The organism is Bacillus weihaiensis, assembly GCF_001889165.1.
GTDB lineage: Bacteria > Bacillota > Bacilli > Bacillales > Bacillaceae > Metabacillus > Metabacillus weihaiensis.
In genome coordinates, this window is the sequence record NZ_CP016020.1 from 458,050 (window position 1) to 471,099 (window position 13,050).

Here is a 13,050-nt window from a genome sequence, read left to right on the forward strand (position 1 = left end):
AGGCCTTTTTATATGCTATTATTAATGTATTCTGCTGAAAATACTACTGGATATTCTATAAAATACTTAATGGTCTATACGAAAACAGCCTTCATATAACATCCCACCAATCAATTGTTTTGTTATTTTCACCCTTTATACCCTATATTCTCAATAACTTGAAACCTATTTGGCTCCCATTCGTATTACTAACTATAATTAGGGGAGAGTGAATGGACATGGATAAAACAAATAAATTTGTAGCATCGTTAAATTACTTTAGTGTGTTCTTTGCACCGTTCTTATTACCAATTGCCATTTATTTTATAGCAGATCATCATGAGGTGAAGGAGCATGCAAAAAAAGCGTTAATCTCGCATATTGTTCCTTTTTTATCTATAGTAGGATTGATCATTATCGGGTTGTTCAGTATGTTTTCAAATCCAACGGAAGCTACATTTTTCACAGTCTTTTTCATCGGTATGGTTTTGGCTGGATTAATTAATCTTATTGTGGTTATTTGGAATATTGTAAAGGGTATTAAACTATTAATGTCAGTATAAAGGTATAAAAACTAGTGAAAATTTGAGGGGGATTGTTGATGAAAGAACAAAAAATCCGTATTTTAAAGCTAGTAGAGGAAGGGAAGCTGTCTGCAGATGAGGCGCTTTCGTTAATTGAATCATTAGAAAATGAACAGCAGCAGCAAGAGATTAAATTAACAGCTTTGTCAACAGAAGTGATTGATCAAGGACAGTTTAAGGGAGAAGCTTCTGATTCGCAAGATACAAAGCATTCATTAGGGTCTAAGCTAATGGATTGGGTCGATACAGCTGTGAAAAAAGTGAAGGATATTGATTTAGATTTGAACTTTGGAAAATCAATTGATTTACAGCATATTTATCAATTTAAGGCTGCAGAGTTTCAACATATTGATATAAGTGTACCGAACGGAAGTGTTTCTATCCAACCATGGACAGAGCAGGATGTGAGAGTGGAATGTGACGCGAAAATGTATCGTGTCGAAAATACAGAACAAGCACGACAACTATTTTTGTCAACTATTACTTGTTTTGTTGAGAACAATCGTTTTGTCTTCGATACTGACAAAAAAACGATGAAATTAATGATTACGATACATGTACCTGAACATGTCTATGAAACAATTCGATTAAAAGTGTTCAATGGACCAATTAGTGGTCAGCAGCTTCAAGCGGAAGAATTTAAGGCAAAAACAGCAAATGGGGCATTGACGTTTTCTGCAATGAAAGCTGGAAAGGCTGAGTTTGAAACAGCAAATGGTCAAATTCAATTAGCAGATTCTACTTTTGAAAAGCTTGAAGCCGAAACCGTAAGTGGTGTCATTCAGATAGAGGGGATTGTGAAGAAGGCGGATCTTCAAAGCTTTAATGGAAACATTGCACTTTCTCTAAATGATGAGAATACAGAAACTCTGTATACAAAAACAACAACTGGAAATATTGAGATTATGCTACCTGACAATAGTGAAGTAGTAGGAGAGTTAAAATCAAACCTTGGATTAGTTTCTGCGAGAATGAAGGAAGCTAGCATATCGTATGAAAAGAACGAAACTGTTCAAAAAGAATTGAAGTTTCATACTTCTGAGCAACCAAAGCTTACCTTGTTTGCAGATTCTAAAACAGGCTCAATTGTCATTAGAGAAAAATAACTATACTAGGGTGAAATGATGAAAAGTTTATATCGATCTCGAAAGAATCGGAAAATATCTGGTGTACTTGGAGGCTTCGCACAGTATTTTGGAATAGACGCTACACTTTTACGCGTAATCTTTGCAGTGATTTTTATTTTCACGGGTTTCTTTCCGCTACTCTTAGTTTATCTTGCATGTGTTTACTTAATGCCTGAGGATGATGGTGTGATTGACCATGATTAGATGGCTTGTCAGTGTTGTGATTAATGCGATTATCTTAATTGTTGTGGCTGGTTTTTTTGACTCCTTTCAGTTAAGTGGAATCGGTGCTGCAATAGGAGCAAGCTTTATTTTATCGGTTTTGAATGTACTTGTGAAACCATTCTTAATCCTATTAACGTTACCTGTAACTATCCTTACTTTAGGCTTGTTCCTCTTTGTGATAAACGCAATCACACTGATGATAACAGAAGGATTAATGGGAGATGCCTTCATTATCGATGGGTTTGGAACAGCCATGCTCGCAGCAATCTTCATCTCCATCTTGCATCTCATGATTCAAAAAGGGATTGTCGAACCTTATAAGAACAAGAATAGGTGAGAGATACTCTCACTTTTTTTATTTTTACTAAGAATGCTCATTCCCGTTCATACTAGTAGTGGGTGAAGGAAATGACAATACATCGACTAACAAATTTACTGGTGATGATCACCATGTTTTTTTCATTCTATTTTCCATCAATAGCTAATAGCCGTGAAGCAGAAACAGCTTTAGAGGTATCTTCTAGCGCGAAATCAAGTTATTTTCAAACGCACCGTTTTACAACCACACAAACACAAACTATCAAAATTAGTGAGAATGCAACAAAGACAGAGCCTCCTTTGACATTTAGGCCAAAAGGAGAAAGAGAATTCTCGGAAGAAAAATATACTACTTTAAAAAATCAGGATAACGAAAAAAATGCAACCTATTCGACAACCTCCTATCCTTATCATCGTTTTGACGTAAAGGTAGGACAAGATGTACAGTCTGCTGACTTATTATCGTTGTCTTGGAGCGGACATTCGTTGCCTGGTCGCCAGGTGACCATGTACGCATGGAATAGGACGCAAAGTAAGTGGATGGAAATAGATCGGCATATTGCTGGGAGAGAGGAATTTACCCTATTTGGGAATATCCAAGCAGAGAACTATGTACAGGATGATTCTGTTCATATTATTGTGCAGGACCAACTACCCTCTCCAACTAAAGACTACGACTATACATTTGTATGGATGAGTGATACCCAATATTACGCTCAGGATCATCCCACTATTTTTAAGTCCATTACAGAATGGATTGCCACTAATAAAAAGAAGTTAAATATTAAGTATGTTTTTCATACAGGAGATATCGTAAACAAAGGAGAGAACTTGGACCAATGGAAGAGGGCTAGCGGTTTTTTAAATACCCTTGATGTGGCAAAAATTCCTTATGGAGTGTTACCAGGTAATCATGACGTGGGGTCTCACTTAAAAGAGTATCAACATTTTTTTGGGGAAACACGTTTTCTACAGAAGCCGTATTATCGAGGGTCGTATGAGAATAACAAGGGGCATTATGATGTCGTCTCAGTAGATGGGAAGAATTATGTATTTATCTATATGGGATGGGATGTAGAAGAGAAAGAGATGGAATGGATTAATGCGGTGTTAGCACGTTATTCTGACCATACAGCCATCCTTTCTTTTCATAAGTACTTGGAGAAAAGTGGAAAACGAAGTCAAGAAGGGGAAAAAATATTTGATCATGTCGTTGTGCCTAATCAGAATGTAGTGGCTGTGTTATCAGGGCATTATCATGATAGTGAGCAATTAGTAGATGAAGTAGATGATAATCACGATGGAATACCGGATCGGACGGTCTACCAGCTACTTGCGGATTATCAAAAAGGACCTAACGGTGGGAATGGGTTTCTCCGTCTTATGAAAGTGGACAAAGAAACAAACTCTATTGATGTTCAAACGTATTCGCCCTACACGAATCAATTTTCCTTTTATGACCCAATTGAATACCCATTAAAGGATCAGTTTACAATGAATATCGATGTCCAAGCATCTAGAAAAATGGTTAGCACAAGAAGTTTTGAGGTGAAGGTTTATAGGGAGTTGGAGGAAGAAAGGGTTGCAAAGGGTACTGTCCTCAAGTAAGGACGTTGCTGAGCCTTTCTCTATCTTCTTTATTTCTTCAAAAAAAGTTAGCCCCTCATACAAGCTGAAGGGGGCTAACCGACACTTCATCATGATGATACAAGTATGGCTTCATAGCCCTTCTGCTTTAGTTCGCGTATAAGCTGTTCTGCATGTTTTTTGTGTGTAAAGGCACCTACTTGCACTTTATATACGTGTACGGACGTTTTTTCAGCAGTGGTCTTTTTGGAGGATAACTTGTAATGGGATGCAATGGCATCGGATATGGCTTTTGCACATTTCTTTCTGTATGAAGCTGATCGAAGCAGAGCTGCCTCTTCCTTGTTTGTCATAAACCCACATTCACATAAAATAGCGGTCATGCTTGTCTCTTTCAATACATAAAAGTTAGCCTGCTTCACTCCTCGGTTCTTTCGGTTTGTTTGCCTTACAAGCTCTCGTTGAACAGAAGTGGCGAGAAGATAGGCCTCATGGGGCTTCGTTACATAAATAAACGTTTCTATCCCTTCTGCTTCTGTCCAGTTACTCCCATTTCCGTAGGCATTAGCATGTATGGAAAGAAAACAATCAACCTTTTCTGAGTTTGCCAATGCTACCCTCTCCTGTAAAGGTACATCCTTTTTGTCAGAATGAGAAAAAAGGACTGAGATCCCCTCATATTGAAGAAGGTTGGTTTTTACCTCTTTTGCAACAGCAGAATTAAACTCATACTCCTTCATCCCATCCACCGATCGTTTTCCAGGTGTGTTAGGACCATGACCTGCATCAATTAGTATTTTCATTGTTAGCCTCCTGATTAGTTTTTCACCTACCATATAGTTGAGGAAGTAGCCACAGTAGCAAAAATCACCGAAAAAACATCGTGGAAAATACAAATTGAGGTGCTGGGAATGAAACAGATTTCTAAATCACGACATGATTCATTAACTTCTTATTTTGGATTGTGGCGGTCTAATGCTAAAATAAGAGAGGAGTCAATTGTGTACAAGAGCTGAGCTTGATTTGCTCTTGGTAAAAAGGAGGATAAATCGTGCCAAAAGTACGTACTAAAGATCTCATGCATAAATTTAATCTTGAACTGGTCAGTGGTGAAGAGGGAATTAACCGTCCGATCACAACAAGTGATCTATCTCGTCCAGGAATTGAAATGGCTGGTTTTTTTACATATTATCCAAAAGAAAGAGTGCAGCTGCTTGGTAAAACAGAGATTTCATTTTTCCATCAGCTATCTGAGCAAGAACGAAAGCACCGTATGGACGAGCTTTGTACGGAAGTAACTCCTGCTATCATCCTTTCGAGAGAGTTAGAAGCTCCACCGGAATTAATAAAAGCGTCAGAAAAAACAGGTACACCTGTATTACGTTCATCTATGAAAACAACAAGATTATCAAGTCATTTAACTAACTTTTTAGAAGGAAAGCTTGCGCCAACAACAGCTGTTCATGGTGTATTAGTTGATATTTACGGGGTCGGTGTACTCATTATTGGGAAAAGTGGCGTAGGTAAAAGTGAAACAGCTCTTGAGCTTGTTAAGCGCGGACATCGTCTTGTGGCAGATGATTGTGTTGAAATTCGTCAAGAAGATCAAGACACGCTAATTGGGAGCTCGCCAGAATTAATCGAGCACTTATTGGAGATTCGTGGACTTGGCATCATTAACGTAATGACCTTGTTCGGTGCAGGGGCAGTTCGTAGCTTCAAGCGGATTACATTAGTCATTAATCTTGAGCTTTGGGACCAAAATAAGCAGTATGATCGCTTAGGTCTAGAAGAAGATAAGATGAGAATTATTGATACAGACTTAACAAAGTTAACTGTTCCTGTTCGTCCTGGCCGAAACTTAGCTGTTATCATTGAGGTTGCTGCCATGAACTATCGTCTTAAATTAATGGGCGTTAATGCAGCAGAGCAATTTACAAGTAAGCTTGCAGGTGTCATTGAAGAAGGAGACCAGGAAGAAGAATAATACAGGAAATGGAATCGGACTCTATAGGCCGGTTCCATCTATTTTTATGAAAAAAGTATTTTCGTCACACGAGAAAAGGAAAATGTTGTATTGTTAAGTTGTGGTGAAAGCTGGAGTTTCCTAGACCCCCTACAGGAAGTGGAAGGTCGTCTACGGGTTTAACAGAAAAAAAGAAAAAAACTCTAATGGATGAAGGGCGTTATCTATAAAATACATAGCAATGATCTAAAGAGGGAGATGAAGAAATGGAAGAGAGTATTAAGCCTCTTGACCCGGTATTTTTACAATTAGGTCCTATTCAAATTCACTGGTACGGTGTCATTATCGGTTTAGGTGCATTACTTGGATTGTGGATTGCTGTCAGGGAGAGTGAGCGCAGAGGTCTACATAAAGATACTTTTGTCGATCTTGTCCTATTTGCTATACCTATGGCCATTTTAGGTGCAAGAGCCTATTATGTTATTTTTCAATGGGATTATTATTCTCAAAACCCAGGGGATATCATTAAAATTTGGAATGGTGGACTTGCGATCCATGGTGGCTTGATTGCGGCATTTATTACGGGAGCTGTATTTGCTCGTGTGAAGAACATTTCTTTTTGGAAGCTAGCAGATATTGCAGCGCCGAGTATTATCCTCGGGCAGGCAATTGGTCGATGGGGTAACTTTATGAACCAAGAGGCACATGGTGGTCCTGTGACAAGAGAATTCTTAGAAGGATTGTTTTTGCCTGAATTTATTGTGAATCAAATGTATATTAATGGTCAGTACTATCATCCTACCTTCCTTTATGAATCGTTATGGAGTATCGTTGGGTTTATAGGGTTACTGCTTCTTAGAAAAGCGAATTTTAGAAGAGGTGAGCTTTTCTTAACATATGTTATTTGGTATTCAATTGGACGTTATTTTGTGGAAGGATTAAGAACAGACAGCTTAATGCTTACAGAATCTTTACGTATTGCACAAGTTATCTCAATTGTTCTTGTCCTTGTGGCGGTTGGTGTCATCATTTACCGCCGTATGAAAGGATATTCAAATGTAAGGTACTTAGATACAGATCAATAAAAGCAAATAGCAGCAACGGGAGGAGACAAAATGGGGAAAAGTTTTAAATTGGGACTTCAAGCTGGGCTTCAAACAACATGGACATTAGGAAAAGTTATTTTTCCAATTACTCTCATTGTTAGCATGCTTCAATTTACTCCAGTTTTAGATTGGATTGCGAAGCTCATTACGCCGTTGATGGGGATCTTTGGTTTGTCAGGTGAAGCGGCTATTCCACTAGTCATAGGGAATTTTCTTAATTTATATGCAGGAATCGGAGCTATTTTATCACTAGACCTTACAGTGAAAGAAGTGTTTATCCTTGCATTAATGCTTTCTTTTTCACACAATCTATTGATAGAATCTTCTGTTGCAGCAAAGGTTGGCTTAAAGCTATGGGTCATTTTAGCTGTGAGAATTGGGCTTGCTCTTGTATCTGCCATTATTGTAAACCTTGTATGGCAAGGTGGTAGTGAGATGGCAAAGTACGGGTTTGTGAGTACATCAGAGGCTGTTCCAGATGGCTGGTTTGAAATAATCCTCATGGGTGTGCAAAAGGCTGCTTTAGGTGTAGTCCAGCTTGCACTTATTGTCATACCACTTATGATTATTATCCAATTCTTAAAGGATCTTGGTTTATTAAAAGTTTTCACAAAATGGATGGCGCCTGTAACAAGACTATTAGGGATGAAAGAAAATACGTCTATGACATTAGTAGCTGGTCTAACTATTGGTTTAGCATATGGTGCTGGAGTGATGATTCAAGCGGTTAAAGAAGATAATGTAAGTAAAAAGGATTTAACTTTAGCCTTTATCTTTTTAGTGGCCTGCCACGCGGTTGTGGAGGATACGTTAATATTTATTCCATTAGGTATTCCGGTTTTACCATTGCTGATAATCAGGTTAGTAGTAGCCATCGTTCTAACCATTACAATTGCAGCTATTTGGAAGAGAGCAGAAGTTTCACCTAGAAGAAAGGAAGCGACTTATGAAGGTTAATACGATTTTATTTGATTTAGATGGAACATTGATTAATACTAACGAATTAATTATTGAGTCTTTTCTACACACATTAAAGACATATTATCCTAATCAATACGAGAGAGAGGACGTGTTTCCGTTTATCGGACCGACTCTCTTTGATACGTTTAACAGGATGAATCCTGAAAAAACAGAGGAAATGATCAAGGTATATCGAAAGTTTAATCATGAACAGCATGATCTACTGGTAAAAGAATTTGATACGGTCTTTGAAACGGTGAAAACATTAAAGGAACGTGGTTTTAAGCTAGGGATTGTGACAACGAAGATTAGAGACACGGTTAACATGGGTCTAAAGCTAACGAAGCTCGATCAATTCTTTGACGTGGTTGTAACCTTAGATGATGTAGAGCATGCGAAGCCACATCCAGAGCCTGTCTTAAAAGCTTTAGAACAGCTACATGCAACACCAGAAGAAGCAATCATGGTTGGAGACAATCATCATGATGTAGAAGCAGGCCAAAATGCTGGTACTAAGACAGCTGGTGTATCTTGGAGTATAAAAGGGAGAGACTACATCAGTAGCTATAATCCTGACTACATATTGGAAACAATGAGTGATCTATTACCAATTGTCGGAGTGGAGTAAGGTGAGAAGAACGACGAGATATCCTGTAAAAGGAGCCAATTCGTTATGGCATGTGTATAAGACCGTTCCTTTCTGGAAGGTTGTACGAAATTTTATTGTGATTCAGCTTGCTCGATACACCCCATTTTTAGGAATGAAAAATTGGTTGTATCGAGCTTTCCTGAAGATGAGGGTAGGAGATCAGACCTCCTTTGCACTTATGGTCATGCTTGATGTCATGTTCCCGGAAAAGATTTCAGTAGGGAAAAACTCTGTGATCGGGTATAACACGACCATTCTTGCTCATGAATATTTGATAAGGGAATATCGATTAGGAGATGTTGTAATAGGAGACGAAGTCCTCATAGGTGCGAACTCAACGATTCTTCCTGGTGTCACGATTGGTGACGGAGCCATTGTGTCTGCCGGAACGCTTGTCCATAAGGATGTCCCAGCGGGAGCATTCGTAGGAGGTAATCCGATGGCGATTATCTATACTAAGGAAGAAATGGAACAACGAGATAAAACAGAATTAGCCAGTCTTTAAATAGTCTGGCTTTCTTTTTTTATCAAGCCACCTGGGAGTGCTTCATAGATGTTTTCTTGTTTGCAGAACCTCTACTGATTTGGACAAGCAAAGATGTGAAAAGAGTTAATTAAACGTTTGTTTAACATCTAAAACCCTATTCTCCTGAATTTTCTTGTCCATTTATAGCACATCTAGTTTACGGTTTAATGGTACTCCTATATAAGGTACTTACACAAATAAAAAACTGACTATTAAGAATTTGTAAAAAATAATACATATCTATCGTTCTTTCCTTGAAAAAAACACTTCACTTTGGTAGTATATTAGCATATTAGCGAAGTAAAGGATTTTTATGAAATGAGAAGTAACTATGACGGGGGTAAAAAACATGTTTATGTTTGAGAAACCACTAGGTATGGTGGATACATTACCAGATTTGTATGAAATGAAAAAACAAACTCGTCAGTCGATGACGAATACTATTGAAATGTGGGGCTTTCAATTTATTGAAACTCCGACGCTTGAGTATTACGAAACAGTTGGAGTGCAATCAGCAATTTTAGATCAGCAGCTATTTAAACTTCTCGATCAACAAGGTCATACTCTTGTGCTCAGACCGGATATGACGGCACCTATTGCACGAGTAGCGGCTTCGAAATTATATAATAGCTCCTATCCAATCCGCCTAGCTTACTCGGCGAATGTGTTTCGTGCACAACAGCGTGAAGGTGGCCGTCCAGCTGAATTTGAGCAGGTTGGAGTTGAACTAATAGGAGACGGAACGACTAGTGCAGATGCGGAAACAATCGCATTAATGATTCAGACTTTAAAAGAAGCAGGATTAGAAAACTTTAAAATAGCCATTGGTCATATTGAATTCGGTAACGCACTATTTAAAGAAGTTGTTGGAAACCAGGAACGTGCAGATGTATTACGACGCTTTTTATATGAGAAAAACTATGTAGGATATCGTGAGCATGTCAAGTCTCTACCATTGTCTTCTATTGATAAGGAACGATTATTACAGCTACTAAATCTACGTGGGGGAATTGAAAAGGTTGAAACGGCTAGAGAACTCGTTTCCTCTCAGCAAGCAATCGACTCATTAGACGAAATCACAACGCTTTGGTCAACACTTGAAGCATTCGGGGTGACAAATTATTTAAAGCTGGACTTAAATATCGTTAGTCATATGAGTTATTATACGGGAATTTTATATGAAGTATATGCTGATAATGTAGGCTTTGTGATCGGTAATGGCGGTAGGTATGATCATCTTTTCGAGAAATTTAACCGAGCTGCACCTGCAACAGGCTTTGGATTGCATATTGATCGAATTATTGAAGCGTTAAATCGTACAAGTGATGTGAAAATGGAATGTGTGATTTATAGCCAGGAGCGAATGCCTGAAGCAATTGCCTTTACCAAGGAGCGACGAGCAGCGAATAAGCGAGTTGTCATGCAGGAAATTAGTGGAATAAAAGATGTAGATGCTTATACAAAGCAATTTGAAGAAGTGGTTTACTATATTGGTTCTCGAAAGGAGGAGCTATAGAATGAAGGATATCTTAACCATTGCGATGCCAAAAGGTCGTATCTTCGAGGAAGCTGCAGATATGCTTAGAAAAGCAGGCTATCAGCTCCCACCTGAGTTTGATGAATCTCGAAAATTAATTTTAGATGTACCAAATGAAAAGATCCGCTTTATCCTAGCAAAGCCGATGGATGTTGTGACCTATGTTGAGCATGGTGTTGCAGATGTAGGAATTGCAGGCAAGGATGTTATGCTAGAAGAAGAGCGTGATGTGTATGAAGTACTAGATTTAAAGATTAGTGAATGTTATTTAGCGGTAGCTGGTTTGCCTGATACAAAAATTAATGATGTGGCTCCGAAAATTGCGACGAAATATCCGAAAGTAGCTTCTAGCTATTTCCGAGAGCAAGGAGAGCAAGTGGAGATCATTAAGTTAAACGGATCCATTGAGCTTGCGCCTTTAATTGGTTTAGCAGAACGCATTGTTGATATTGTTTCAACAGGACGAACTTTAAAGGAAAATGGCTTGGTTGAGCTTGAACAAATTTGCCATATTACATCAAGACTTATTGTCAATCCGGTGAGCTACCGTATGAAGGATGAGCCAATTGACGAACTAGTAGAAAGGCTATCAAAAGTCATTGGAGGCTAAGTGATGAAAATTACTCGTATAACAGATAAAAAGGTTTCCTTAAGACGAACAATTGATACTGGTACTGAGGAGCAACGAAAAATCGTTCAAGACATCATTACAACAGTTCGTGACAAGGGAGATGAAGCCCTTTATTCCTATACAAAAACATTTGATAAAGTAGAGTTAGAGGATCTATTGGTCACGGAAGCAGAATTTACTGAGGCCTACAATGAGCTTGAAGCTGAGATGGTCACTATTATTCAAGAAGCAGCAGGAAATATTCGAGCTTTTCATGAAAAACAAAAACGTGAAACATGGATTAGCTATGATGAAAATGGAACAATGCTTGGACAGAAAATAACAGCACTTGATGCAGTTGGTGTCTATGTACCAGGTGGAACAGCAGCCTATCCTTCCTCCGTGCTTATGAATGTTATTCCAGCCCAGGTTGCGGGTGTAAAACGAATTGTCATAACATCTCCTCCAACTTCTAAAGGCACGTTGCCAGCTGGAGTTTTGGTTGCAGCAAAAGAGCTAGGGATAACTGAAATTTATAAAGTTGGTGGAGCACAAGCAATCGCTGCCTTAGCATATGGTACGGAATCCATCGCTGCAGTAGATAAGATTATGGGACCAGGTAATATTTTTGTGGCACTAGCGAAGCGAGAAGTGTTTGGAATTGTTGACATTGATATGATTGCAGGACCAAGTGAAATCGTCGTTCTAAGTGATCATACAGCAAGGCCAAATGAAATTGCAGCCGATTTATTATCACAAGCCGAACATGATAAAAACTCTTCTAGTATTCTTGTGACAACCTCAATGCAGCAGGCAGAGGCTGTGAAAAGAGAAGTGGAAAAACAGGTTGCCACTTTACCACGTCATGAAATTGCCCGTGCATCCATTGAAGCGTATGGACATATTTATGTAGCCGATGATTTAGATACAGCCATTGCCGTTGTGAACGAATTGGCACCTGAGCATTTAGAGGTTTTAACGGATAATCCTTTAGCAAGCTTACATGAAATCAAGCATGCAGGGGCGATTTTCTTAGGACGCTATAGCTCTGAGCCTGTCGGTGATTATTTTGCAGGGCCAAACCATGTGCTACCAACGAACGGGACAGCTAGGTTTTCAAGTCCGTTAAATGTGGATGATTTTACGAAAAAATCAAGCATTATCTCATACAGTGAAAAAGCGTTCTTCAAAAACTATAAAAAGGTAGCTAAGCTCGCACGACTAGAAGGTTTAGAGGCACACGCACGTGCAATGGAAGAAAGGCTAAAATAGGGAGGATATCAGATGACTAGAAAAGCATCAATTGAACGTCACACGAAGGAAACACAAATTTCATTAGATTTTACAATCGATGGAACAGGACAATCATCACTAAAGACTGATGTTCCATTTATGGATCACATGCTAGATTTATTTGCCAAGCACGGACAATTTGATTTAACAGTCAATGCAAATGGTGACGTAGAAATTGATGATCATCACACGACAGAAGATATCGGTATTTGTCTTGGTCAAGCTTTGAGAGAAGCACTTGGCGATAAGCGTGGGATCAAGCGTTACGGAAATGCTTTTGTTCCAATGGATGAAGCACTTGCGCAGGTTGTTGTTGACTTAAGCAATCGTCCCCACTTTGAATTTAAAGGAGAATTTCCAAGTAAGCGTGTTGGCACGTTTGATACCGAGAATGTCCACGAATTCCTTTGGAAGCTTGCTCTAGAAGCGCGCATTAACCTACATGTGATCGTTCACTACGGACACAACACTCATCACATGATTGAGGGGATTTTTAAAGCGTTAGCTCGTGCTCTTGATGAAGCAACCATGGTGGATCCACGTATCGAAGGTGTGCTTCCTTCAACGAAAGGAATGCTCTAAT

The 13,050-nt window shown here is 38.8% G+C and carries 15 protein-coding genes; 14 read left to right on the forward strand and 1 reads right to left on the reverse strand.

The features are described from left to right. The first annotated feature begins 212 nt into the window (after positions 1 to 212). The 5 genes from A9C19_RS02105 (at position 213) to A9C19_RS02125 (ending at position 3,841) form a co-directional block, all read left to right on the forward strand. Positions 213 to 542, forward strand: a complete 330-nt coding sequence (locus A9C19_RS02105; protein ID WP_083584253.1) for a magnetosome magnetite crystal formation protein family — start codon at positions 213 to 215, stop codon at positions 540 to 542. A gap of 38 nt (positions 543 to 580) precedes the next feature. Then, positions 581 to 1,669 carry a DUF4097 family beta strand repeat-containing protein gene (locus A9C19_RS02110; protein WP_072578424.1) on the forward strand — a complete coding sequence of 363 codons (1,089 nt, stop codon included), beginning with the start codon at positions 581 to 583 and terminating at the stop codon, positions 1,667 to 1,669. Between the two features lie 18 nt (positions 1,670 to 1,687). After that, positions 1,688 to 1,894: a PspC domain-containing protein gene (locus tag A9C19_RS02115; protein WP_199445808.1), complete on the forward strand. Its 207-nt coding sequence runs from the start codon at positions 1,688 to 1,690 to the stop codon at positions 1,892 to 1,894. After that, entirely contained in the window at positions 1,887 to 2,252 is a 366-nt protein-coding gene (locus tag A9C19_RS02120) for a phage holin family protein (protein ID WP_072578426.1), read from the forward strand. Before A9C19_RS02115 ends, A9C19_RS02120 begins: the two co-directional genes overlap by 8 nt. Before the next feature lie 71 nt (positions 2,253 to 2,323). Then, entirely contained in the window at positions 2,324 to 3,841 is a 1,518-nt protein-coding gene (locus A9C19_RS02125) for a metallophosphoesterase (protein WP_083584254.1), read from the forward strand. An 89-nt stretch (positions 3,842 to 3,930) separates the two neighbouring features. Here A9C19_RS02125 and A9C19_RS02130 read toward each other — a convergent pair whose 3' ends face one another. Continuing rightward, entirely contained in the window at positions 3,931 to 4,623 is a 693-nt protein-coding gene (locus A9C19_RS02130; RefSeq protein WP_072578428.1) for an N-acetylmuramoyl-L-alanine amidase, read from the reverse strand. 248 nt (positions 4,624 to 4,871) lie between these two features. On the opposite strand from A9C19_RS02130, the gene hprK reads away from it, so the two are divergent. The 9 genes from hprK to hisB all read left to right on the forward strand — a co-directional run bounded on the left by hprK (position 4,872) and on the right by hisB (position 13,049). Further along, positions 4,872 to 5,807, forward strand: a complete 936-nt coding sequence (gene hprK, locus A9C19_RS02135) for an HPr(Ser) kinase/phosphatase (RefSeq protein WP_072578429.1) — start codon at positions 4,872 to 4,874, stop codon at positions 5,805 to 5,807. 245 nt (positions 5,808 to 6,052) lie between these two features. Continuing rightward, positions 6,053 to 6,871 (forward strand): prolipoprotein diacylglyceryl transferase, encoded by an 819-nt coding sequence (lgt, locus tag A9C19_RS02140; RefSeq protein WP_072578430.1) that lies wholly within the window; start codon positions 6,053 to 6,055, stop codon positions 6,869 to 6,871. A 30-nt stretch (positions 6,872 to 6,901) separates the two neighbouring features. Beyond that, positions 6,902 to 7,849 carry a nucleoside recognition domain-containing protein gene (locus A9C19_RS02145; RefSeq protein WP_072578431.1) on the forward strand — a complete coding sequence of 316 codons (948 nt, stop codon included), beginning with the start codon at positions 6,902 to 6,904 and terminating at the stop codon, positions 7,847 to 7,849. After that, positions 7,839 to 8,480, forward strand: a complete 642-nt coding sequence (ppaX, locus tag A9C19_RS02150) for a pyrophosphatase PpaX (RefSeq protein ID WP_072578432.1) — start codon at positions 7,839 to 7,841, stop codon at positions 8,478 to 8,480. The genes A9C19_RS02145 and ppaX overlap by 11 nt, the downstream gene beginning before the upstream one ends. A gap of 1 nt (position 8,481) precedes the next feature. After that, positions 8,482 to 9,006 (forward strand): acyltransferase, encoded by a 525-nt coding sequence (locus A9C19_RS02155; RefSeq protein ID WP_072578433.1) that lies wholly within the window; start codon positions 8,482 to 8,484, stop codon positions 9,004 to 9,006. Between the two features lie 370 nt (positions 9,007 to 9,376). Then, positions 9,377 to 10,543, forward strand: a complete 1,167-nt coding sequence (locus tag A9C19_RS02160; RefSeq protein WP_233499229.1) for an ATP phosphoribosyltransferase regulatory subunit — start codon at positions 9,377 to 9,379, stop codon at positions 10,541 to 10,543. Between the two features lies 1 nt (position 10,544). Further along, complete coding sequence (hisG, locus tag A9C19_RS02165; RefSeq protein WP_072578435.1) at positions 10,545 to 11,174, forward strand: ATP phosphoribosyltransferase; 630 nt, start codon at positions 10,545 to 10,547, stop codon at positions 11,172 to 11,174. 3 nt (positions 11,175 to 11,177) lie between these two features. Then, positions 11,178 to 12,446: a histidinol dehydrogenase gene (gene hisD, locus A9C19_RS02170; protein WP_072578436.1), complete on the forward strand. Its 1,269-nt coding sequence runs from the start codon at positions 11,178 to 11,180 to the stop codon at positions 12,444 to 12,446. Between the two features lie 12 nt (positions 12,447 to 12,458). After that, positions 12,459 to 13,049, forward strand: a complete 591-nt coding sequence (hisB, locus tag A9C19_RS02175; RefSeq protein WP_072578437.1) for an imidazoleglycerol-phosphate dehydratase HisB — start codon at positions 12,459 to 12,461, stop codon at positions 13,047 to 13,049. Position 13,050 lies beyond the last annotated feature (1 nt).